Source organism: Mycobacterium sp. URHB0044, from assembly GCF_000620625.1.
Lineage (GTDB): Bacteria > Actinomycetota > Actinomycetes > Mycobacteriales > Mycobacteriaceae > Mycobacterium.
This window is the reverse complement of sequence record NZ_JIAW01000023.1, coordinates 60,733-80,296: the sequence shown is the minus strand read 5'-3', so window position 1 is coordinate 80,296 and position 19,564 is coordinate 60,733. Positions and strand designations below refer to the sequence as shown.

25 protein-coding genes are annotated in these 19,564 nt (G+C 69.2%); 8 read left to right on the top strand and 17 right to left on the bottom strand.

All coding sequences use genetic code 11. The features are described from left to right. Positions 1 to 91 precede the first annotated feature (91 nt). Positions 92 to 469 (top strand): heme-binding protein, encoded by a 378-nt coding sequence (locus N536_RS0131250; RefSeq protein WP_029117214.1) that lies wholly within the window; start codon positions 92 to 94, stop codon positions 467 to 469. Here N536_RS0131250 and N536_RS0131245 read toward each other — a convergent pair. Next, entirely contained in the window at positions 466 to 1,320 is an 855-nt protein-coding gene (locus N536_RS0131245; RefSeq protein ID WP_036438251.1) for a rhomboid family intramembrane serine protease, read from the bottom strand. The two genes, N536_RS0131250 and N536_RS0131245, sit on opposite strands and share 4 nt — an antisense overlap. Positions 1,321 to 1,342: 22 nt before the next feature. Continuing rightward, positions 1,343 to 2,167, bottom strand: a complete 825-nt coding sequence (locus N536_RS0131240; protein ID WP_036438249.1) for an acyl-CoA thioesterase domain-containing protein — start codon at positions 2,165 to 2,167, stop codon at positions 1,343 to 1,345. Positions 2,168 to 2,385: 218 nt separating this feature from the next. Between N536_RS0131240 and N536_RS42700 the strand changes: the two genes are divergently transcribed. Beyond that, positions 2,386 to 3,885 (top strand): RNA polymerase sigma factor, encoded by a 1,500-nt coding sequence (locus N536_RS42700; RefSeq protein WP_051574887.1) that lies wholly within the window; start codon positions 2,386 to 2,388, stop codon positions 3,883 to 3,885. Between the two features lie 4 nt (positions 3,886 to 3,889). Here N536_RS42700 and N536_RS0131230 read toward each other — a convergent pair whose 3' ends face one another. The 7 genes from N536_RS0131230 to N536_RS0131200 all read right to left on the bottom strand — a co-directional run bounded on the left by N536_RS0131230 (position 3,890) and on the right by N536_RS0131200 (position 9,532). Beyond that, a complete protein-coding gene (locus N536_RS0131230) occupies positions 3,890 to 4,333 on the bottom strand; it encodes a hypothetical protein (protein ID WP_051574886.1) in 444 nt (147 codons plus the stop codon). 1 nt (position 4,334) lies between these two features. Then, positions 4,335 to 5,588 carry a DUF58 domain-containing protein gene (locus tag N536_RS0131225; RefSeq protein WP_029117210.1) on the bottom strand — a complete coding sequence of 418 codons (1,254 nt, stop codon included), beginning with the start codon at positions 5,586 to 5,588 and terminating at the stop codon, positions 4,335 to 4,337. Beyond that, positions 5,585 to 6,559, bottom strand: a complete 975-nt coding sequence (locus N536_RS0131220) for a MoxR family ATPase (protein WP_029117209.1) — start codon at positions 6,557 to 6,559, stop codon at positions 5,585 to 5,587. Before N536_RS0131220 ends, N536_RS0131225 begins: the two co-directional genes overlap by 4 nt. Then, complete coding sequence (locus N536_RS0131215) at positions 6,556 to 7,044, bottom strand: hypothetical protein (RefSeq protein ID WP_029117208.1); 489 nt, start codon at positions 7,042 to 7,044, stop codon at positions 6,556 to 6,558. Before N536_RS0131215 ends, N536_RS0131220 begins: the two co-directional genes overlap by 4 nt. After that, positions 7,041 to 8,045, bottom strand: a complete 1,005-nt coding sequence (locus tag N536_RS0131210) for a DUF4129 domain-containing protein (protein WP_051574885.1) — start codon at positions 8,043 to 8,045, stop codon at positions 7,041 to 7,043. Before N536_RS0131210 ends, N536_RS0131215 begins: the two co-directional genes overlap by 4 nt. 84 nt (positions 8,046 to 8,129) lie before the next feature. Further along, the gene (locus N536_RS0131205) at positions 8,130 to 8,597 is read right to left on the bottom strand and encodes an SRPBCC family protein (RefSeq protein ID WP_029117206.1); all 468 of its coding nucleotides are present in this window, start codon (positions 8,595 to 8,597) and stop codon (positions 8,130 to 8,132) included. Between the two features lie 44 nt (positions 8,598 to 8,641). Next, positions 8,642 to 9,532, bottom strand: coding sequence for an SDR family NAD(P)-dependent oxidoreductase (locus N536_RS0131200; RefSeq protein WP_029117205.1), 891 nt, complete (start codon positions 9,530 to 9,532; stop codon positions 8,642 to 8,644). Between the two features lie 103 nt (positions 9,533 to 9,635). Between N536_RS0131200 and N536_RS0131195 the strand changes: the two genes are divergently transcribed. Further along, entirely contained in the window at positions 9,636 to 9,995 is a 360-nt protein-coding gene (locus tag N536_RS0131195) for a hypothetical protein (RefSeq protein WP_029117204.1), read from the top strand. On the opposite strand, the gene N536_RS39955 is transcribed toward N536_RS0131195, so the two are convergent. The 5 genes from N536_RS39955 to rpmB are packed head-to-tail and all read right to left on the bottom strand — an operon-like array spanning position 9,996 to position 11,356. Continuing rightward, positions 9,996 to 10,385, bottom strand: coding sequence for a hypothetical protein (locus N536_RS39955; protein WP_036438247.1), 390 nt, complete (start codon positions 10,383 to 10,385; stop codon positions 9,996 to 9,998). Positions 10,386 to 10,387: 2 nt separating this feature from the next. After that, positions 10,388 to 10,648: a 30S ribosomal protein S18 gene (gene rpsR, locus N536_RS0131185; protein ID WP_029117203.1), complete on the bottom strand. Its 261-nt coding sequence runs from the start codon at positions 10,646 to 10,648 to the stop codon at positions 10,388 to 10,390. Further along, positions 10,648 to 10,953 carry a 30S ribosomal protein S14 gene (gene rpsN / locus N536_RS0131180; protein ID WP_029117202.1) on the bottom strand — a complete coding sequence of 102 codons (306 nt, stop codon included), beginning with the start codon at positions 10,951 to 10,953 and terminating at the stop codon, positions 10,648 to 10,650. Before rpsN ends, rpsR begins: the two co-directional genes overlap by 1 nt. Positions 10,954 to 10,955: 2 nt before the next feature. After that, positions 10,956 to 11,120: a 50S ribosomal protein L33 gene (rpmG, locus tag N536_RS0131175; RefSeq protein ID WP_029117201.1), complete on the bottom strand. Its 165-nt coding sequence runs from the start codon at positions 11,118 to 11,120 to the stop codon at positions 10,956 to 10,958. Next, positions 11,120 to 11,356 carry a 50S ribosomal protein L28 gene (gene rpmB / locus N536_RS0131170; protein WP_029117200.1) on the bottom strand — a complete coding sequence of 79 codons (237 nt, stop codon included), beginning with the start codon at positions 11,354 to 11,356 and terminating at the stop codon, positions 11,120 to 11,122. Before rpmB ends, rpmG begins: the two co-directional genes overlap by 1 nt. A 112-nt stretch (positions 11,357 to 11,468) precedes the next feature. On the opposite strand from rpmB, the gene mrf reads away from it, so the two are divergent. Then, positions 11,469 to 12,665, top strand: coding sequence for a ribosome hibernation factor-recruiting GTPase MRF (mrf, locus tag N536_RS0131165; protein WP_029117199.1), 1,197 nt, complete (start codon positions 11,469 to 11,471; stop codon positions 12,663 to 12,665). A 42-nt stretch (positions 12,666 to 12,707) separates the two neighbouring features. Here mrf and N536_RS0131160 read toward each other — a convergent pair whose 3' ends face one another. The 3 genes from N536_RS0131160 to N536_RS0131150 form a co-directional block, all read right to left on the bottom strand. Continuing rightward, complete coding sequence (locus tag N536_RS0131160; RefSeq protein ID WP_029117198.1) at positions 12,708 to 12,962, bottom strand: hypothetical protein; 255 nt, start codon at positions 12,960 to 12,962, stop codon at positions 12,708 to 12,710. 54 nt (positions 12,963 to 13,016) lie between these two features. Further along, the gene (locus tag N536_RS0131155; protein ID WP_029117197.1) at positions 13,017 to 14,210 is read right to left on the bottom strand and encodes a PP2C family protein-serine/threonine phosphatase; all 1,194 of its coding nucleotides are present in this window, start codon (positions 14,208 to 14,210) and stop codon (positions 13,017 to 13,019) included. A 146-nt stretch (positions 14,211 to 14,356) separates the two neighbouring features. Beyond that, on the bottom strand, positions 14,357 to 15,487 hold the full coding sequence (locus N536_RS0131150) for an FAD-dependent oxidoreductase (protein WP_029117196.1): 1,131 nt from the start codon (positions 15,485 to 15,487) through the stop codon (positions 14,357 to 14,359). An 18-nt stretch (positions 15,488 to 15,505) separates the two neighbouring features. On the opposite strand from N536_RS0131150, the gene N536_RS0131145 reads away from it, so the two are divergent. From N536_RS0131145 to N536_RS0131130, 4 genes are all read left to right on the top strand, one after another. Continuing rightward, the gene (locus tag N536_RS0131145; protein WP_029117195.1) at positions 15,506 to 15,991 is read left to right on the top strand and encodes a peroxynitrite isomerase; all 486 of its coding nucleotides are present in this window, start codon (positions 15,506 to 15,508) and stop codon (positions 15,989 to 15,991) included. After that, the gene (gene lipE, locus N536_RS0131140) at positions 15,988 to 17,226 is read left to right on the top strand and encodes a lipase LipE (protein WP_029117194.1); all 1,239 of its coding nucleotides are present in this window, start codon (positions 15,988 to 15,990) and stop codon (positions 17,224 to 17,226) included. The genes N536_RS0131145 and lipE overlap by 4 nt, the downstream gene beginning before the upstream one ends. A gap of 155 nt (positions 17,227 to 17,381) precedes the next feature. After that, the gene (locus N536_RS0131135) at positions 17,382 to 18,047 is read left to right on the top strand and encodes a hypothetical protein (protein WP_036438244.1); all 666 of its coding nucleotides are present in this window, start codon (positions 17,382 to 17,384) and stop codon (positions 18,045 to 18,047) included. Positions 18,048 to 18,184: 137 nt separating this feature from the next. Continuing rightward, the gene (locus N536_RS0131130) at positions 18,185 to 19,465 is read left to right on the top strand and encodes a hypothetical protein (RefSeq protein ID WP_231514689.1); all 1,281 of its coding nucleotides are present in this window, start codon (positions 18,185 to 18,187) and stop codon (positions 19,463 to 19,465) included. The last annotated feature ends 99 nt before the right edge of the window (positions 19,466 to 19,564 follow it).

The following is a 19,564-nucleotide window of genomic DNA, read 5'->3' as shown; positions in this document are numbered from 1 at the left end:
ACACTCGGATAGCCTGTGAATCCACTTGCGTGGCACGTCGCGCGGCCGTCGTGGCGGCAAACTCAGGGCACCACACGACAAGGAGCAGTCAATGTCTTTCTCCCAACGCACCGCGCGCTCACTCGCCAGCGGAGCGATCGTCACCGGCGGCCTGCTGGGCGCGGCGCTGTTCGGTGGCATCCCCTCGGCGCTTGCCAACGAAGACCCCGCAGCCAATCCGCCGAACTGCAGCGCCGCGGATCTGGAGGGCGTCCGGGCCGGGGTGGAGGCGGCGACGTCGGCGTACCTGTTCACCCATCCGGACGTGAACGCCTACGTCTCCAGCTTGTCCGGGCTGTCGCGCGAGCAGGTCGCCAAGAAGATGCAGGTGTACGAGGCCGCCAATCCGCAGGTCAAGACCGACATGATCGGGATACGGCAGCCGCTCGCCGACCTCAAGGACCGCTGCGGCGCTCCGCCGAGCCCCTAGGCCAGGCCGAGCAGGCTGGCGGTGCGCCACCAGACCAGCGCGGCGAACAGCATCAGCGCTGCGACGCTGACGCCGACCTGGACGAGGGTTCGGTAGTCGCGGGGCGCATACGCGTAGGCCCACCCGATGGTCGCGCCGGTGATCAATCCGCCGACGTGCCCCTGCCAACTGATCGGCTGGGATCCGAGCGCGGGGGCCAGGAAGGTGAAGGCAAGGTTGATCACGATCAGCCCGACCACCCACTTCACGTCGATGTTGAGCCTGCGCGCCAGCGCGAAGGTGGCGCCGAACAGCCCGAAGATCGCACCCGATGCGCCCGCGGTGGCGGCGTTGATCGGTGACAGCAGGTAGACGAGCACCGAACCACCGAGGGCGCTGAGCACGTAGAGCGCGATGAATCGCGTTCGGCCCAACCAGCTTTCGAGCTGCGGCCCCACCACGTAGAGGGCCCACATGTTGAACAGCAGGTGTGCGATCCCGTAGTGCAGGAACGCCGACGTCAACAACCGGTACAGATCGCCGTGCGCAATGGCCGGGGTCCACAGCACCAGCCGGCGCTCCAACTCGGTGGACGTCGTCTGCACCACGAACATCGCCACGTTGATCGCGATCAATGCGTACGTGACCATCGGCGAGTCCGTCCGCCGCCCGCCGAACGCGGTCTTGGGCGCCACGACGGAGCGGGCGCCCTCGTTGACGCACTCGACGCACTGGTGGCCCACGGCGGCGACGCGCATGCACTCGGGGCACACGTAGCGCCGGCAACGGGTGCAGCTGACATAGGTCTCGCGCCCGGGATGCCGGTAGCAGCTCGGTGCCGTACCCGAAGCAGGGTTGTACGGGGTGCTCACGCGTCTACTCTCGCAGCCCCGTTCAGAACCGCCACAGCGCCTCCTGGGTGGTGCTCGCCACCAGTGCGCCGGCAGCGTCGTACAGCGATCCGACGACGAGACCGCGGGCGTCGCTGTTGTTCAGCGACCGCACCTCGTAGAGGTGCCACTGGTCCGGTCGAAACGGCCGGTGGAACCACACCGCATGATCCAAACTTGCGGCGTACCCGACCGCCGGACTCGCCGGCGCGTCTGGCGGCCGCGCGATCGGCACCGGTCCGAAGTCGGACAGGAAGGTGAGCGTGCACGCGCGGATCAACGGATCGTCCTCGATGACGTCCTTGGTTCTGATCCAGAACGGCGGTATCGCGAACGGCGACTCATCGCCCACTTTGGTGCGGATGTCGAATCGCTCCGCCACCTCGACGTCCGCGATCTTGGGCAGAGCATCGTCGAGTGCGACCCCCGGCACCATCGGCGGATGCCAGTCGGCGCCGGGCTCCTGGCGGTGAAACGAGGCGATCATCTCGAGGATGGTCTTGCCGTGCTGTCGTGCCGTCACCCGGCGGGTGTCGAAGGAGCGGCCGTCGCGCGTGCGCTCCACCTGCAGTTGGACGTCGACACCGAATTCGCCGCCGCGCACGAAGTACAGGTGCAGGGATTGCGGCAGCTTCTCGGGGTCAACGGTGGCGCCGGCAGCCGCCAGTGCCTGAGCGGCGATGAACCCGCCGAACAATCTCCCACCTGAGCCGATCCTCGGATTGGGCGCGATGAACACGTCGCCGTCACGGTCGAACTCCAGCAACCGGGCGATCCAGCTTCGTTCGTCCACGCCGGGCTCCGGGCCCACAGACTTGACACCTGTCATCGGACGTCGACCCTAGCGGAAGGCTCCTCCGACGCTTCTCGCGAAAAAGTGAGGGATTCCCGACGGCTGATCGCTCCTACCCATGAGTGCGGTCGACGGGCCGCGCCGAAACGCGCGAGCAGCAAACCCGATCACTTGTCCAAACGACCGCACGACATGGAGACGAAGACGATGATGACCTTCTTGGCACACACGAGGTGCGCTCTAGGGGTGGATCGATGACGAGTTTCGCAAGGTCGTCGGCGAGTGGTCTCGATGACGCGACGCTGGCACGCTCGGCGGCGGCGGGCGACCGCGCGGCGTTCGCCGAGATCTATGACCGGTACGCCGACCGACTGCACGACTTCTGCGTCGGCATGCTGCGCGACCGGGAGGCCGCCGCCGACTGCGTCCAAGACGTATTCGTCACCGCAGCAACGAAACTAGTTCAATTACGCGAACCCGATCGGCTGCGGTCCTGGTTGTATGCGATCGCCCGATCCGAGGCGCTGGCCCGGATCCGCGATCGCAAGCGCGAACAGCTCAGCGAGGAGCTCCCCGAAATGCCCAGCGGCGAAGCAGATATGGCAACACTGGCGGCACGCAACGAGCTGGCCGACCTCATCAGGGACGCCAGCGGTGGGTTGAGCGACCGCGATCGCGTCGTGCTCGAGCTGGCCTACCGCCAGGGTCTCGACGGTCCCGAGCTGGCCGACGCACTCGGCGTCACGGCCAGGAACGCCAACACCTTGGTCGAACGCCTCCGCGAGACCATCGCGCGTTCACTGGGTGCATTGTTGCTGTGCCGCGGCGTCAAGGCCGACCCCGACAGGTGCCCCGAGTTGGCCGCCATCCTCGATGGGTGGGACGGTCAGCTCACTCCATTGATGCGCAAGCGGGTGGCTCGCCACATCGACGGTTGCGCGGTGTGCGAGGAGGACCGGGCCAGGATGGTCAGCCCGGCCGCGCTACTCGGTGCCTCGCCGCTGGCCATTCCCGCGCCGACCTGGTTGCGCGGACGCACCCTCGACCGGGCGATCGGCGAGCTACCCGGGGCCCATGCCGTTCCTACCGGCCCCGAGGACGACGAATCCTGGTGGCCCCCGCGCGATCTCGACACCGACGGGCTCGACGAACCGAGCGCCACGGCGGCGCCTGGGCGATCCGGACGGCCGGTGGTCCGTGCGGGATTGGGAGCGGCACTCGTGCTGGTCGGCATCGGCGGCGCGGTCGCACTCGTTCCGTCGGCGGCGTTCCGCGTGGTGCCTGCCGACTCGCGCGAGTCGCTTGCGCCGCCGACGACGACGACCACGCTCGTCACCTCCGCCACACCGTCGATCGCGCAACGCACCGCGCCGAGCACTGTCCCGTCGACCCTGCCGCCTGCCGTGGTCACTACGACCACGGCCGTGGTCATCGCACCGGCGACCACGGACGAACCCGTCCCGGCCGAGGCGCCGAAACGGACGACCGAGCCGGAGTCCTCGACGAAGGACCCGATCACGACCAAGCCGAAGACCACCACCAAGACGACGCAGGAAGAAGAGGAAGAGCCGCAACCGCCGCCCATCATCGAGGAGGAGCCGTCACCGCCGCCACCGTCGCCTTCACCGTCGACCCCCAAGCCGACCAAGCCGAAACCACCGGTCGTGACCAAGGCGCCGCCCGCGGACGTCTCGCCGGATTGCCCACAGACCGATCCGACGTGCAACGGCGGCGGAGGGCCGATCTTCCAGTGACGGGTCAGCGGCTCGAGGTCAACAGCGGCTGGACGACCAGCACGTAACCCACCAGAACCGCTACCGGCGCAGCCAACGGCAACCACGGCACGCTCACCGGAATCGCCGTCGCTGCCAACCCGACGGCCGAAAGGCCCAGTGCACCAACGACCGTCGGCATCTCTACGGCGGCCTCGACGTTGCGCGCATGCCGCAGCAGCAGGTACGCGGTGGCGGACAGACCGGCGAGCGCCGCCGCCATCGCCGGTGCGTCGGCGAGGACGACGGTCACCACGCTGAACATCACCGCGGCGGTCGCGGCTGCGGCGATCCTGACGCCCAGGACCACGGCACCCACCGCGAGTGCCGCCACGACGAGTGAAGTTCCTTCTGCCGCAATGGCGGTCGCCGCGACCATCAGCAGACCGAATGCCGTTGACAGTGCCGTCGCCATCGCTGAGGGGGTCATGTCATCTCCTTCTCGCCGGGACGCGGCGACGGTGATCGGGCACCAGATGCATCACCTGATCCAGCGGGCCGTCGCCGCTCCAGGGCAGCACGTCCACGCCGATCGTGCCCATGTCGCGGTACATGAAGGAGCGCTGCAACGCCCACATCCGCGCGATCAGAGGGTCTTGCTCCTCGTCGAACGGCGGCCCGGCCAGCACGTCGACGGCGACCACCACATGGCCACGTCGGCACAGATCGATCAGCGCGAGCGCAAAGTCGGTGTCCAACAACGTGGAGAAGGCGACCACGATGGCCCCCGACGGCACGGCGGGGCGCGGCGCCAACGTTCCGGTCGTATCTTCGAAGTTGTCGCCGGCTCCCAGCACCGCGTCGAGCACCCGGTAGAACTGCCTGCGGCCGATGTCGATGCCGAGCCAGCGTGGCCGGCTGCCGAGGACGACGACGCCAGTGCGGTCGCCGCTGCGCAACGCGTGTTGGACGACCTGCACGGCGCCCCGGACGGTCCGCTCGGTCGCCTCCGTCGCCGGTCCGCGCGGCTGCAGCGACGTGTCGACGAGCACCACCACGTCCGCGGCGCGCTCACTGAGCCGTTCGGTGACGTGCAGGGCTCCGCGGCGCGCGCTGACCGGCCAGTTGACGGTGCGCAGTTGGTCGCCCGGCACGTAGGTGCGGATGTTGCCGTACTCGACGCCGCGGCCGATGTGTCGGGTGAGATGGGTACCGAGCCGGTCGAGCAGTTCGGTGCGGGGCAGCGCCGTCGACTGCGCAGGCGCAACGGGAAACACGAAGACGTCGGCCACGTCCACCGTCGCCGCCCCGATGAGCAGTCCGCCTCGCCCGAGCACGCTGACCCGCGCTTCGATGGGATATCGCCCCCAGCGTTCGGCTGATGCCACGAGCTCTAGGCGACCTGCACCATCGGTCGTCGTCTCGAGGGCCATGCCGTCGGGGACGTCGAGCACGAGCTCGACATCCGACCCGTCGTCGGCGGTCGCCCACACCGCGAGCCGCACCTGCTCGGCCTCGAAACAGCGCAGCAGACCGGGTTCTGCGTGCACGTGCACGGCGGGCGCAGGACGCTGCCACCGGATCGACACCAGGACGCCGAGTAGCGGCGCCGTGAAGGCGACCAGCTGCCACGCCGACCCGAGCACTGCGCAGGCCAGCGCCACCGCCGCGCAGCTGGCCAGCGCACGCGCCAAAGGCGAGGCCTGCCAACGCAAGTCGACCTCCGTCGACCGGGTGTCGATCACGTCGCTCCGTGCGTCCTCGGCACCGGCACGCGGCGCAGCAGGTCCGCGATCACGTCCGAGCTACGCACCTGCCGCACCCACATCTCGGGACGCAGGCTCACCCGGTGGGCCATGGCGGGCACCGCGAGCGCCTTGACGTCCTCGGGGATGACGTAGTCGCGGCCGAGCAGCAGTGCCCGGGCGCGGGCCAGTTGGACGATGTCGAGTTCGGCACGGGGGCTGGCACCGACGGCGATCTGGGGGTGCTGCCGGCTGGCCGTGGCCAGTGAAACCACGTAGCGCAGGACGTCGTCGTGCACCGTGACCTGCTCCACCGATTCCCGCATGGCGAGCAGGTCGTGCGCATCGACGATCTGGCCGACCTCCGGTTCGGGTGAACCGCGGTCGATGCGGCGGCGCAACATCGAAAGCTCCTCGCCGTCCGACAGATAACGCAGTTCGAGCCTGATCATGAACCGGTCGAGCTGAGCCTCGGGCAGCGGATAGGTGCCCTCGTACTCGATCGGGTTGTCCGTGGCGAGCACGACGAACGGCGCGGGCAGCGGGTGGGTGACGCCGTCGATGCTGACCTGGCGCTCCGCCATCGCCTCGAGCAGCGCGGCCTGTGTCTTCGGTGGGGTCCGGTTGATCTCGTCGGCGAGCAGCAGGTTGGAGAAGATCGGGCCTTGCCGGAATTCGAATCTGCCCGACTGCATGTCGTAGATGGTGGAGCCGAGCAGATCGGCTGGCAGCAGGTCGGGGGTGAACTGCACCCGCTTGAAGTCCAGGCCCAACGCCGCGGCGAACGCCCGCGCGATGAGCGTCTTGCCAAGGCCGGGAAGGTCTTCGATCAGCACGTGGCCGCGGGCCAGCACCGCGGTCATGATGAGCGTGAGCGCCGCGCGCCTGCCGACCACTGCACGTTGCACCTCGTCGAGGACGGCTTCGCAGTTCGCCGCGGTCGAGGTGGCTGCCTGCGCAGGTTCAGTCATATCCGCTCCAACCGCTCCAGCACGTCGTTGAGCACCGCCCGTCCGGGTCCGGGCTCGAGGCCACCGGATCGATCCACGTTGTCCGGATCGACCCAGGCCCACAGGTCGGCGCCGAAGACCATCAGCGCCGTCGCGTGAAAGGCCCTCGGATCCTTGGCCTTTCGTTGCCCGGAGGCCATCTCGAACTGTCGTGCCAGCATGGGCCGTAAATGCTTGTCCCAGTCCGATCGACTGGATTGCGACCGCTCGATCAGGGTTTCGGTCCGCGCCAGCCAGCGCCGCAGCGTCTCGCCGGGATCTCGGGACGTCGACTCATCGACGGCCGGGCGCACGTCGCGTGCCAGCAGCCAACGGACCGTGAACAGCGCGAACGCCGTCACCGCGCCAACCATCCACGGGACCATTCGGCGATCGGGCAGCGTCAGCGCCAGCGCCGCCACACCCGCCACCAGGCAGATGCTCCCGACCACCACGGCCTTCGTCACGAGCCCACCCGCAACTCGGTGCTCCGCAGTTCTACGAGGACCCGTTGCAGCACCCGCACCGCCGCGTCGCGGTGCTCCTCGGTCATCACGTGCGGACTGAACCGCGCCTCGTCGAACAGGTCCACCAGTTGCGTCGCGCTGTCCGGTCCCAGCGCATGGTGTGCGACGGCGCGGTCCAGCACCTCGGACGCGGTGTCGAATTCCTGCGGCATGGCGCCGGGGACACGCGACAGTTCGCCCTCCATTGCGGCGTAGCACGCGATGATCGCCTTGCGCGGTTCGCGGCTGAGGTCACCGACCTCGGCGAGACCGACTTCGGCGGCGCGCGCCAGGGATTCGGAGGCGACGTCGCCCGTGTGCGCGCCATCGTGAGCCTGCGCGGGCGGTGCGGCAGCGGTGCTCCGGCGTTTCCTGCGGGACGCGACGATCGTCGCTGCGACGAGGATGAGGAGAAATGCGACGGTCGCCCCGTAGAAGTAGCCGAAGAGGTTCGGCCCCTCGTCGGGTTCGGGGAGCCGCGGCACCGGTGCGGTGTCGGTTGCCGGAATGCCCGTGGCCGGTGGGGATTCCGGCACCGCACCTTCCGGCGGACCCACCGCAACGAGGTTGCCTAGCCGGGTGAGCACCCTGATGACCGCCACCCACACGGCCACCACAACGGCCGCGAGTGCCAGCAGTCGCCACGTCGGCCGCGATCGTTCGCGGCGCAGCCAGTCCGCCCTGTCGAAAGTGCCTGCCGCAGCGGCTCTTCGGTGGCGTAGCCGGGTTATGACGGCCACGGCGACGATCGCCACCGAGGCGAGAAGCAGGGTGATGACGAGGCCGGTGGCGACCGGACTCTCGGCCGCGCGTTCGCGTTCCGGTTGCTCGGCACCGGGAACGTATCCGCGCAGCGCCACGGCGGCGATGACGACGAGGACGGCCAGCGTCACGGCCTGCCGGGTCGCGTGCTCGGCACCGTCGGACCCGGCGGGCCGCGTCCCGTCCGTCCGGCGTGCCATCGCAGACCTCCTAGCGGCGCTGCGAGCGGCCGCTATGTGCCCCGATAGTAAGCCGATCGTCACGGCCCCCGGCCGTGATTGCGCTCAGTAGCCGCTGGCGAATTGGCGTTCGGCGCCCTTGATCAGCAGCGATGAGATGAGCAGGATCGCGCCGCGGAGAAAGGCCCGCATGATCGGTCCCGTGCCGCGGACGCCCTCGGTGAACGATCCCCGCCACCGCACGTCGGTGCCGCCCGAGGCGTTCGGGGTGAAGAGCGCCTCGGCCTGATAGTCCTTGACTGGACTCCAGGGTGCGTTCACCTTGTAGACGTGCCGACGGTCCTTCTCGTATTCGACGGTCTCCTCCAGCATCAGGATCGGCCACATCCCCACCTTGCGGACGGCGCCGACCCCGTCGGGCGCAGGATCGCCCTGCCGCTCCCAACTCGAGTGGACGATCAACGGCCTGGCCCAGTCCGACCAATTCGCCCCGTCGGTCTCCATCCGGAACAACGTGGCCGCCGGCGCAGTGCTGGTGCGGTTGACCTCGAACGAGAACGTCCGACCCGACATGCCGCCTCCCGGTGGTGAGAACTGCCGCGACCCTACCGTCCCCGCTACGCGGGAAGGCTTGTGCCCGTCTCGCGTTCGGCGAACTCCCACACCTTGGCGGCGACGTCGTAGTCGCAGGCCAGAGGCGACCGGCCGATCAGCACGGGACCGCCACGCAGCCCGAACCTGCCGTCGACGCCGACGTAACTGCCGGGAGGGATGGGCTCGCTGATGCAGTACAGCGTGGGCGCGGCGCCCTTGTCGATGTCGTTGGCGAGGGCCTTGCCCGCGATGCTGACGACCCGGTGCGCGAGCGACATCAGCGGCTTGTCGGACAGCTGCGAGAGGTTCGAGGCCACCCATCCGGGGTGGGTGAGCTGCGCAATCACCGGCGACTTGGCCGCGCGCAGCCGGCGGTCGAGTTCGAGGCCCCACAGCATGACCGCCAGTTTCGACCGCGCGTAGGCGCCCATCATCGTCCACTTGTTGAGGCGCAGATGCATGTCGTCGAGGTGCAACTTCGCCGACTTGTGCGCCTCCGACCCGACGTTGATGATCTGGGACCGCACCCGCGGGAACAGCAGATTGGTCAGGGCGAAGGGCCCCAGGTAGTTCGTGGCGATCGTCAACTCGTAGCCGTCCGCGGTGTCGGTACGGTTCTGGCTCAGCGCGCCGGCGTTGTTGACCAGGATGTCGACGTCGTCGTCGAGCAGGTCGGGAAACGCGCGCACCGACCACAGGTCGGCCAGGTCGAGCTTGAGGACCTCGGTGGAGCCGCCGATCTCGGCGGCCCGCTGCGCGCCGAGTTCGGGGTTGCGCACGGCCAAGATGACGTGCGCCCCGGCGCCGGCGAGTGCGTGCGCGGTGCCCAGCCCCACACCGCTGGTGGCTCCGGTGACGATGACGCGCTTGCCGGTCAAGTTGCCGAGTCGGGCCGGCGACCACGTTGATGCCATGCGTCGAGCCTATGGGGCCGACGGGGGCCGGCGAACACGTGTCCATGGGAATCCCGCTGATGTAAATGGATTGTTACGGCGGTGTTACCCCTATACTTTTGGCATGCGTGACAAGGTCGTTTACACCGAAGTCGAGACGCTGCGAGGGCGCGGCAAGGGGCCTGTGCTGTCCCCGCTCGCACTCGAGATCCACGTCCGCGCGGTCGACCACAGCGTGCACACCATGTGGCCGGCGTTCATCTCCGACGAAGGCCTCGACGCCATCGCACCGGCGCGGGTGACGACGATGGCAGCCTTGGAGCTGTGCCTGGCCGAGGTGTGGCACCGGGCCAAGGACGGCTACGTGATCGCGGACTTCGACCTGATCGACCACATGTCCGCCAACCCCGCGCGCCGACGCCTGCAAGCCGCATGCCGCCGACTGTGGCGCGAACTCAACAGCGAGAAGTTCGTCCCGCTGTAGTCAGTTCCGGCTCCCAACCTGACGCATCCGGTTCAGCGCCGGGCGCAGGTGCGGCGGCAGCGAACCGAGACTCCACTCGCCACGCTGCACCCACGCCCGGACGTCGGCCACGTCGGCGCGGTCGTTGATCGGGCCCACCCAGATCGCCGCGCCCACCGGCGAGCGATCGGTCGCGCACGGCTGCAACACCACCAGCGCTCCGGGGCCGTCGGGACGCGACGCGCAGGTGAGAGGGCCCAGCAGGCACCCCGCCGAGACCAGCACACCCTGCGGGCACCGTCTGATCACACCGCGCAGCTCGTCGAGCACCGAAAGATACTGTCCCGTAATACAAGCCGTGCACACCACCAAGTTGAAGGCGCGGTCCGTAACGGTCCTCGGCTTCTTCATCGTCACCCCGACGGGCGGGAGCAGTACGGCAGCAGCGCCATCTCACGCGCGTTCTTGATCGCCGTGGCCACCTGGCGTTGCTGGCGCACGGTCAGCCCGGTCACGCTGCGCGACCGGATCTTGCCGCGGTCGGAGATGAACACTCGCAGCGCTGCGGTGTCCTTGTAGTCGACCTCCGTCAGACCCATTGTCTTGAGCAGGTTCTTCCTCGTGCGCTGCGGCGCCGGTGCGGGCCGCCGGGTCCTCGTCGATTGGCCCGCCATCACCAACTCGACTTCCGGACGCCGGGGAGGTGCCCGTCGTGCGCCATCTCGCGCACGCGCACGCGTGACAGGCCGAACTTGCGCAGATGACCGCGGGGGCGGCCGTCGACGGCATCGCGGTTGCGCACCCGCACCGGACTGGCATCCCGGGGCTGTCGCGCCAATTCCCGCTGCGCAGCTATTCTTTCGTCGACCGTGCTGGCCGGTGACCGGATGATCTCCTTGAGTTCCGCGCGTCGCTCGGCGTAGCGGACCACGATTTCGCGACGCCGGTCATTCTTGACGATCTTCGACTTCTTGGCCATCGTCAGCGCTCCTCGCGGAAGTCGACGTGGCGGCGGATCACCGGGTCGTACTTGCGCAACACCATTCGGTCCGGGTCGTTGCGTCGGTTCTTGCGCGTCACGTAGGTGTAGCCGGTGTCGGCGGTGGAACGCAGCCGCACGACGGGGCGAATCTCGTTGCGCGCCATCAGATGCGCTGCCCCTCGCGGCGCAGTCGGCCCACGACCGCTTCGATGCCGTCACGGTCGATGACCTTGATGCCCTTGGCGCTGACGCGCAGCTTGACGCGCCGATCCTCGGACGGCAGGTAGTACGTCTTGATCTGGATGTTGGGCGACCACCGTCGCCGCGTTCGGCGGTGCGAATGCGACACCTTGTTTCCGAAACCGACTGTCCGGCCGGTGATCTGACATGTCGCGGACATCTCGTGACCTTCCTCTCGACGTGCGGCTTATTGACAATCGTTTTCGACAAGCCGCGATCGGGACTGTACCGTGACGGCAGGCTTAATGACAATCATTGCCAATAGGAGGGACATGCGGACTCCGGTGCTGCTGGTGTCGGGCCAAGGGGACACGGATGCGGTGACGGGCACACTGCTGCGTCGACCAGGAACGTTGGTGGTGGAGCATCGCATCGACGGTCACGTGGTGAAGCGGACGCTCACCACACTGGACGACGGCGTGCTCACCACGGCCGAGACGGCCCTGGAGTTGGCCCACGGCTGCGTGGCCTGCACCATCCGCACCGACCTGTTGGTGCTGCTGCGGACGCTGCACCGCCGCGCGGACGTCGACCGCATCGTCGTGCACCTGTCCCCTTGGCTCGAACCCGAGCCCATCTGCTGGGCGATCAACCACGTCCGGGTTCACGTCGGACCCGGCTACACCGACGGACCCGCGGCGCGCGACGTGGAGATCGCCGCCGTGCTCACGTGCGTCGACACCGTCACGTGGCTGGGACGCGCCCTCGGCGACGACGAGCTCGACGACGGGCGCACGGTCGCCCAGGTCGTCGTGGGTCAGGCCGAGTTCGCCGACGTCCTCGTGCTCACCGCGGCGGAGCCGACGACCCTGGCCGCGTTGCGGAGGCTGACACCGCGCGCCCGCATCACCGTCGGCGTCGAGCGCGTCGAACAGGCGCTGGCGCATCTCGAGCCGGACGCGCGACGTGGCCGGACCGACGATCCGCACGATGCGCTGCTGGCAGGCGAACCGCCGCTGCACGGCGACGCGCAGGTCGCGCTGGTGGAGTTCAACGCCGACCGGCCCTTTCACCCCGACCGCTTGCACGCGGCCATCGACGCGCTGCTCGACGGCGTGATCCGCACCCGCGGGCGGCTGTGGTTGGCCAGCCGCCCGGAGCAGGCCATGTGGCTCGAGTCAGCAGGTGGCGGCCTGCGGGTGAGCTCGGCCGGAAAGTGGATGGTCGCCATGACGCCGCAGGAGGTGGCTTACGTCAACCCCGAGCGCCGTGCGTTCGCAGATCTGAAGTGGCACCCGCACTTCGGCGATCGGCATACCGCGATGGCCGTGCTTGCCTGCGGCGCCGACCCCGCCCAGCTACGCGCAGCCTTGACGGGCGCCCTATTGACCGACGTCGAGATGCTCGACCCCGATGAGTGGATCCGCTACCCGGATCCGTTCGGCGACTGGCACGAAGACCCGTGTACCGACACGGCTGATACCGCCGCCGAGGCGTTGCACGACACCAACGACGGACGCCGTCCATGAAACGTGGGATCGAGCCCGCCTACCGCCCGGCGTCGGGCCGAGTCACCCGCCGGCAGGCACCGGGAACCGGTCGTTGACGTCGGCGTTGCTGTCCTTGCGGGCACAGTTCGCGCAGCAGAAGATCCCGTCGTCGGTTTCGATCCCGTGGCCCAGAATGCGGCAACCGCAATGGGCACACTCGGGTGCGACCTGAGCCGCAGCACACTCGATGCTGTCGAAGTTCGCCGTGCGCCCGTCGGGCCAGGTGACGGTGAACGCCTTGTCGTAGTCGTTGCCGCACGTCGCGCAGATCGTCATGAGCCCTCCTCGTTGTCGTCCCCAACGAGTTCCCGGTCGGCCATGCGACAAACGTCAGTCGGGTCGGGCCGTGCGCTCCACCCGCACCACCGCGATGTCGTCGCTCAGCCCGCCGTGCGCCTCGGCGCGTTTCTCGGCCCCGTCGATCAGCCTGGTCACGAACTCGGGGCCCGGCAGCGCGGCCAGCGAGCGGGCCAGGTCGAGCAGGCCCGTTTCCCCGAGGCGCTCGTTGCCGTCACCGGAATGCCCCTCGAACAGGCCGTCGGTGAGCAGCAGGCAGCCGTGCCCCTCCGGTAGCTCCAGTACGTTGAGCGGCCAGTCGGTGCCGTTGAGCCCGAGGGCGGGCCCGGCGGGCGGTTCGACCCACTCGACGGAGTTCGGCCCGTGGAACAGCATGCCGGGATGGCCGGCGCGAACGGCGGTGAACTTCAGGCTGTCTGGCGCGAAGGCCAAGCTGAGCACGGTCGCGAAGATGCCCTGACGCGGGCTCTCCGTGAGGAGTATCCGCTCGAGCTGGCGCATCCGCTCATTGCCGCGCAGGCCGGCGAAGGTCAGCGCACGCCAGCCGATCCGCAATGCCACTCCGACGGCAGCGGCGTCGGGACCGTGTCCGGCCACGTCGCCGACCATGACGTGGACGGTCCGGTCCGGCGTCTGGACGAAGTCGTAGAAGTCGCCGCCCAGCAGGGCGTTCCGGTGGCTGGGCCGGTACTGGGCGACGATGTCGACGCCCGGGTCCTCCAACAGCAGCGGCGTGGGCAGGAGTCCCCGCTCGAGGCGCGCGTTCTCCTGTGCCAACAACTGACTCGCGTGCAGTTCCACCGCAGTGAGCTCGGCACGCTTGCGTTCGATCGCGTAGAGCAACGCCCGTCGCAGCATTTCCGGGTCGACGCGACCCTTCACCAGATAGTCCTGTGCACCCGACGCCACCGCGGAGACACCGAAGTGTTCGTCGTTGCGTCCGGTCAGCACCACCACCGGGATGTGGTCGTCCCGCTTGGCGATGCGGTCCAACGCGGTGATCCCGTTGGCGTCCGGCAGGTCGAGATCCAGCAGCACGCAGTCGGGACGAGCATTCTCGAGCTCGCGTTCGGCGTCGGCCATCGACGATGCCCACACCACGTGGATGTCGGCCTCGGCGTTGGAGATCAGCTCTTGAACCACCAGGGCGTCGGCTCGGTCGTCCTCCACCACCAGTAGCGACAGCGGCACGCCAGGCGCGGCGGGGTCAGCGTCGGGTGGCAGCATGTACGTCCGTTCGGGGTGATGCGACGCAACCGTCGCCAAACACGTTCATCGAGGTGCGCACCGCGGCTCTGCCGACCTCGTTCGATCTATTTCAATGGGTAGACAATACCCAGCGGGCGTCGCGTTGGTTGCCGGTCTGGTGGTCGTCAGCGAAGCGGCTGATCGTCGCGCACGCCGCGGTAGATGCCCCGTCGCACGATCCACGGCTGTAGCACCCGGTCGATCGACCACGCGGGGAAGCGGAAGGCCCGACCGTTGGGCGCGAAGACCTCGAGGCCGTCGGGCTGTGCACCCAGCACCGACCCCCAACGCCGCTGCGGCGGCCGGTAGGTGCGCAGCGGCTTGCCCGCGAAGTGCGCGAGCACGTTGTGCACGAGCAGTTTGTCCGCGCGGTTGCGGGCGGACGCCCGCAGCGGGTCGGTCGCGGCGACGTCACCGACTGCGAACACGCCGGGGCGATCGGACACCCGCAGCTCCGGTGTGACGCACACGAAGCCGTGGTCGTCGAGCAGTTCGGCGGGCAGCCAGTCGGTATTCGGCCGCACCCGTCCCACCGCCCACAGCACGGCGGCGGCGGACGACGGCGGCTGGCCGGTGCTCCACTCGACCGGTCCTTCGGTGATCTCGTCGCACGCGAAGCCGTCGGGGATGACCGCGCGGTGTCCCGGATGCAGGCCGACGCCGAGGTCGGTGAGCCTGCCCCTGACGCGTTCCCAGGCGCGCGGGTGATGCCCGACGAGCGCACGGTCGCCGGGGTAGTACAGGTCGATTCGCTTGTGCGGCCACGTCGTTGCGAGATTGGCGGCGGTGCTGACGGCCGCCGCACCCCCGCCGATGACGATCACCGAGTCGGCCGCGGCCAGCCGATCGTGTGCGGCACGGAGGTCGGCGCCCACCTCGGCAGCGGACTGCACCGTCGGCTGACGCCAGAAGCCGTTCGACACGCCGGTGGAGATGACGAGCGCGTCGTACGCCTCGCTGAGCGTCACGCCGTCCTCCCGCTTGATGCCGACCGTGCGAGCGTCGAGGTCGACGCCGGTCAGCGTGCCCTGGACGGTGTCCACCCGGTCGAGGCCGCGGAACCGGTCGAACGCAACCCAGTAGTCGCGCGCCCAGTCGTCGGGCCGGGACAGCCGCACGCCCAGTTCCTGGCCGCTGACCAAGGCCGGCTTCGCCGAGACGCCGAGTACGTCCGTGTGACGTGCCAGCCCGATCGCGGTGAGCACGCCGCTGTCCCCAAGTCCGGCGACGATGACGCGGCGCCGCGGTTTCGCCATGGTGAGTACCCTACGGGCGTGGTCGATCTGCACCCCGACATCGCCGTACTCGCGCCGCTGCTTGGCGCGTGGGCCGGGTCGGGAACGGGTGAATACCCGACGATTCCGTCGTTCGGCTACGTCGAGGAGGTGACGTTCGGTCACGTCGGCAAGCCGTTCCTCGCCTACGGCCAGAAGACCAGGGCCGTCGACGACGGCCGCCCGCTGCACGCGGAGGTCGGGTACCTGCGGGTGCCGACCCCCGGCCGCGTCGAGTGGGTGCTGGCGCACCCGACCGGGATCACCGAGATTCAGGAGGGGACGCTGACGGTCGACGGGACGGTCATCCAGATGGAACTGACCGCCACGACCATCGGACTCACCGCATCGGCGAAGGACGTGACGGCCCTTGGCCGTTCGATCCGCGTCGACGGCGGCGAGCTGGCCTACACGCTGCGCCTCGGCGCGGTTGGCCAACCGCTGCAACACCACCTCGCCGCGACGTTGCGGAGACAACCGGCATGACGGCCGACGGCCGGATCCGCGTCCCCGCGGACCTGGATGCGGTGACGTCAGTCGGCGTCGAGGACCACTCCGGCATCGATCCCGCGGCGGTGGAACGGATCTGGCAGGCCGCACGGCACTGGTATCGGGCGGGCATGCACCCGGCCATCCAGGTCTGCCTGCGACACGACGGCAAGGTCGTGCTGAACCGTGCCATCGGGCACGGCTGGGGCAACGGCCCGGACGACCCACCGGACGCCGAGCAGGTGCCGGTGAGCACGCAGACCCCGTTCTGCGTGTACTCGGCGGCCAAGGCGATGACCACGACCGTCGTGCACATGCTCGTCGAGCGCGGCGCGTTCTCGCTCGACGACCGCGTGTGCGACTACCTGCCGAGCTACACCAGTCACGGCAAGGACCGCACCACGATCCGGCACGTGCTGACGCACAGTGCGGGCGTGCCGTTCGCCACCGGGCCACGGCCCGACGTGAAGCGCATGGACGACAGCGAGTACGCCCGCGAGATGTTGGGCAAGCTGAAACCGATCTACCGGCCCGGTCTGGTGCACGTGTACCACGCACTGACGTGGGGTCCGCTGGTCCGCGAGATCGTGTCGGCTGCAACGGGACGCAACATTCGCGACGTCCTCGCCGAGGAGATCCTCGACCCGCTGGGCTTCCGCTGGACGAATTACGGCGTTGCGCCGCAAGACGTTCCGCTGGTAGCGCCGAGTCACGCCACGGGCAAGCCGTTGCCCGCGCTGATCGCGGCGGCGTTCCGCACGGCCATCGGCGGTACGACGCACCAGATCATTCCGTTCACCAACACGCCCCGCTATCTCACCGGCGTGCTGCCGTCGTCCAACACGGTGTCGAACGCCGACGAGCTGTCCCGCTTCGCCGAGATCTGGTGCCGTGGTGGCGAACTCGACGGCGTGCGGGTGATGCGGCCCGAGACGCTGCGCGCGGCGACGCGCGAGGCCCGGAGGCTCCGCCCGGACGTCGCGACGGGTGGGGTGCCGCTGCGCTGGGGCACCGGATTCATGTTGGGTTCCAAGCGGTTCGGGCCGTTCGGCCGCAACGCCCCCGACGCGTTCGGGCACACCGGTCTGGTCAACATCGCGGTATGGGCCGACCCGTCGCGCGGGCTCGCCGCGGGCGTCGTCAGCAGCGGCAAGCCCGGCGGGCACCGCGAGGCCAAGCGCTACCCCGCGCTGCTGGACGCCATCGCCGCGGAGATCCCCGTCGCTCGCTGACCCCACCCCCACCCGCCGATCCCCCCCCCCCCCGCCGAGACTGCTGGGAGATCGCGTTCCGGGCCGAATTCGCGATCTCCCAGCAGTCTCGGCGCAGGGGATGTCGACTCCAATTCCGTGCATCCGACGGCGCCGTCGGGTGCGAGACTGACGGGGTGAGCCGAGTTGTACTAGCAATCGATTTTCCGCCGGCGCGGGACTTCGTCCTCTCCGCTGGCTTCGCGGGCGCGGCCGCGGTGGTCGCCGCTGTCATCGTGTTATGCGCTGTGCTGTTCGCGTCTCGTCAGGCCGGTAAGCGGGCTGTCGCTGAGCGTGATCAGCGAGAACGCCACTACGAGGAAGGTCGCGAGGCTGAGCAGCGCGCGGAGGCCGTGGCGCGATGCTGGGACCAGTGGTGGCAGGTGGTGGACACCGCCGCGCTAGAACCTGCGGCCAGCGAGGGCGCGACCCTGGGCCTTGGACCGGAGGTGACGTTGGAGCTCCTGCGGGGGCTGCTTCGTGATGCCGAGCGGCTCGGCGACGACACCCTCGCCAAGGCCGTGGCGGTCCACCAGGAGCAGCTTCTCCTGGTGCTGGCACAGCAGAGCGGACCACTTTCCACGCTTGCCGCGCCCGCGCAGGCACACCGCGGGCCGGTCGAGACGCCGCCACCGGACGGACAGGCATCGAGCACCGGAGAGCCCGCTCCGAGCGGGTCGGCTCCCGAGCCGAGACGGCGGCGCGCGGCGGAGCCGGCCACCGCTGCCGCCCCAGAACCGGCGTCCGGTGAAACACCCTCCGCCACGGGCGAAGAGACCGGCGGAAGGCGGCGGCGCCGGTGACGACCACGCGCCAGCACATCGAGGACCTCGACGTCGACAAGTGGGCCCGGTTGACGCGACGCGCTGCCGTGGAATCGGTCGAGTCGTCCAAGCGGTTGGGCTTGCAGCCAAGGCCAGAGTCGGTCGCGATAGCGGCGATGAGTGAGCGTGAACTCCTCGAGCATCGCCAACGCCACGGGCCTGCCAAGCCCCGTCCCTCGCTGGTGATGCAGCTCGTCGAGGCCGACCAACGAAGCCGTGAGGCCGAAAGCCGGGCACGCGACGCACACCAGGCTCGGTTGGATGCCGAGGCAGCGGCGTCGATGGCGCGGGCGGAAGCCGACGATTCCGCACGCGCAGTCAACGCAGCGCAGGAACGGATCCGCGCGGTGCAGGCCGACTCGGCGCGCAAAGACCGTCAACGAGCCAAGGAACGGGCGGCCGATCAGCAGGCAATTCAGCTGGCGCGCGCCGAGACTGAACAGGCTCGCGCCGACGCGGCCGCCGGTGAGGCAGCAGCCCAGGAACGGGTGCGCTCCGCGGAGGCGCGTGCCGAACAGCGCATGACGGAGCGCGCGGCGGAACGGGCGGCCGGCGAAAAGGCGTTGCAACTGCTGCAGGCCCAGCTCGACAAGGTTCGCGCCGATGCGGAGGCCGAGAAGGCGGCGGCCGAGGAACGGGTCCGCGCCGCGGAGGCGCGTGCCGAACAGCGCATGACGGAGCGCGCGGCGGAACGGGCGACCGGGGAGGAAGCGCTCGCTCGGGTGCGCCGCGAGTCCGAGAAGGTGCGCGCCGATGCGGCCGCGGAGGTTGCGGCCGCGCGTGGGCAGGCCACCGCCGAGGTGGCCGCCGCGAGGCAGGCCGCAGAGGCCGAGATCGAACAGGCGCGGCAGGCCGCGCAAGCCGAGATCGACAGCGCGCATGCCTATGCCGAGGATGTCGTGCGGCAAGCACAGGCCGACGTAGCTCGGGCGATGTCGGCGTCGATGACCATGGCGTCGAGATTGCTGACGATTCCCATTCCGCCGGCGGACGTCCGCTCGGACGAGCGGATCAGATCCATCGAGAGCGCCGTGGACGCGCTTTACCAGATCGACTACGCGCTGGAAATCGGTATGGCCGAGGACAATTCGTCCCAACCGCCGCCGGACGTCGAGCTGGTACGAAATCTCGTGTTGATGGTGCAGGAGCGAGCTAGGGACCTATCCCCCGAGTTTGCTCATTCGCCAGTGCAGTTCACCGATCAAGCTCAGATGGAGGCTGCCGCCTTCTATCTCGATGCCGCCGGCGGCGCTTTTCGCGCCTGTTTGCAGCGCATAGAGGAAGCAGCGCACCTACTGGCGGGCCGCAACCGGAGCCAGGATGCCGAGATCATCGAAATGGTCATGTTGATGCTCGCCGATCCGTGGGTGGGGGCAGTACGCCAGCACCGAGGGTGAAGACACCTCCCCCGCCGATCCCCTCACCTCCCCCGCCGAGACTGCTAGGAGATCGCATTCCGCGCCGAATTCGCGATCTCCCCGCAGTCTCGGCGCAGG

Bases quoted from the DNA above. Each gene is read 5' to 3' on its own strand.
- N536_RS0131205 (WP_029117206.1), bottom strand. From the start codon at position 8,597: ATGTCGGGTCGGACGTTCTCGTTCGAGGTCAACCGCACCAGCACTGCG.
- lipE (WP_029117194.1), top strand. From the start codon at position 15,988: ATGACGGCCGACGGCCGGATCCGCGTCCCCGCGGACCTGGATGCGGTG.
- rpmB (WP_029117200.1), bottom strand. From the start codon at position 11,356: ATGTCCGCGACATGTCAGATCACCGGCCGGACAGTCGGTTTCGGAAAC.
- N536_RS0131160 (WP_029117198.1), bottom strand. From the start codon at position 12,962: ATGACGATCTGCGCGACGTGCGGCAACGACTACGACAAGGCGTTCACC.
- rpmG (WP_029117201.1), bottom strand. From the start codon at position 11,120: ATGGCGCGCAACGAGATTCGCCCCGTCGTGCGGCTGCGTTCCACCGCC.
- N536_RS0131230 (WP_051574886.1), bottom strand. From the start codon at position 4,333: ATGACCCCCTCAGCGATGGCGACGGCACTGTCAACGGCATTCGGTCTG.
- N536_RS0131250 (WP_029117214.1), top strand. From the start codon at position 92: ATGTCTTTCTCCCAACGCACCGCGCGCTCACTCGCCAGCGGAGCGATC.
- N536_RS0131130 (WP_231514689.1), top strand. From the start codon at position 18,185: ATGAGTGAGCGTGAACTCCTCGAGCATCGCCAACGCCACGGGCCTGCC.
- rpsR (WP_029117203.1), bottom strand. From the start codon at position 10,648: ATGGCGGGCCAATCGACGAGGACCCGGCGGCCCGCACCGGCGCCGCAG.
- N536_RS42700 (WP_051574887.1), top strand. From the start codon at position 2,386: ATGACGAGTTTCGCAAGGTCGTCGGCGAGTGGTCTCGATGACGCGACG.
- N536_RS0131155 (WP_029117197.1), bottom strand. From the start codon at position 14,210: ATGCTGCCACCCGACGCTGACCCCGCCGCGCCTGGCGTGCCGCTGTCG.
- N536_RS0131210 (WP_051574885.1), bottom strand. From the start codon at position 8,045: ATGGCACGCCGGACGGACGGGACGCGGCCCGCCGGGTCCGACGGTGCC.
- N536_RS0131150 (WP_029117196.1), bottom strand. From the start codon at position 15,487: ATGGCGAAACCGCGGCGCCGCGTCATCGTCGCCGGACTTGGGGACAGC.
- N536_RS39955 (WP_036438247.1), bottom strand. From the start codon at position 10,385: ATGAAGAAGCCGAGGACCGTTACGGACCGCGCCTTCAACTTGGTGGTG.
- N536_RS0131240 (WP_036438249.1), bottom strand. From the start codon at position 2,167: ATGACAGGTGTCAAGTCTGTGGGCCCGGAGCCCGGCGTGGACGAACGA.
- mrf (WP_029117199.1), top strand. From the start codon at position 11,469: ATGCGGACTCCGGTGCTGCTGGTGTCGGGCCAAGGGGACACGGATGCG.
- N536_RS0131195 (WP_029117204.1), top strand. From the start codon at position 9,636: ATGCGTGACAAGGTCGTTTACACCGAAGTCGAGACGCTGCGAGGGCGC.
- N536_RS0131200 (WP_029117205.1), bottom strand. From the start codon at position 9,532: ATGGCATCAACGTGGTCGCCGGCCCGACTCGGCAACTTGACCGGCAAG.
- N536_RS0131220 (WP_029117209.1), bottom strand. From the start codon at position 6,559: ATGACTGAACCTGCGCAGGCAGCCACCTCGACCGCGGCGAACTGCGAA.
- rpsN (WP_029117202.1), bottom strand. From the start codon at position 10,953: ATGGCCAAGAAGTCGAAGATCGTCAAGAATGACCGGCGTCGCGAAATC.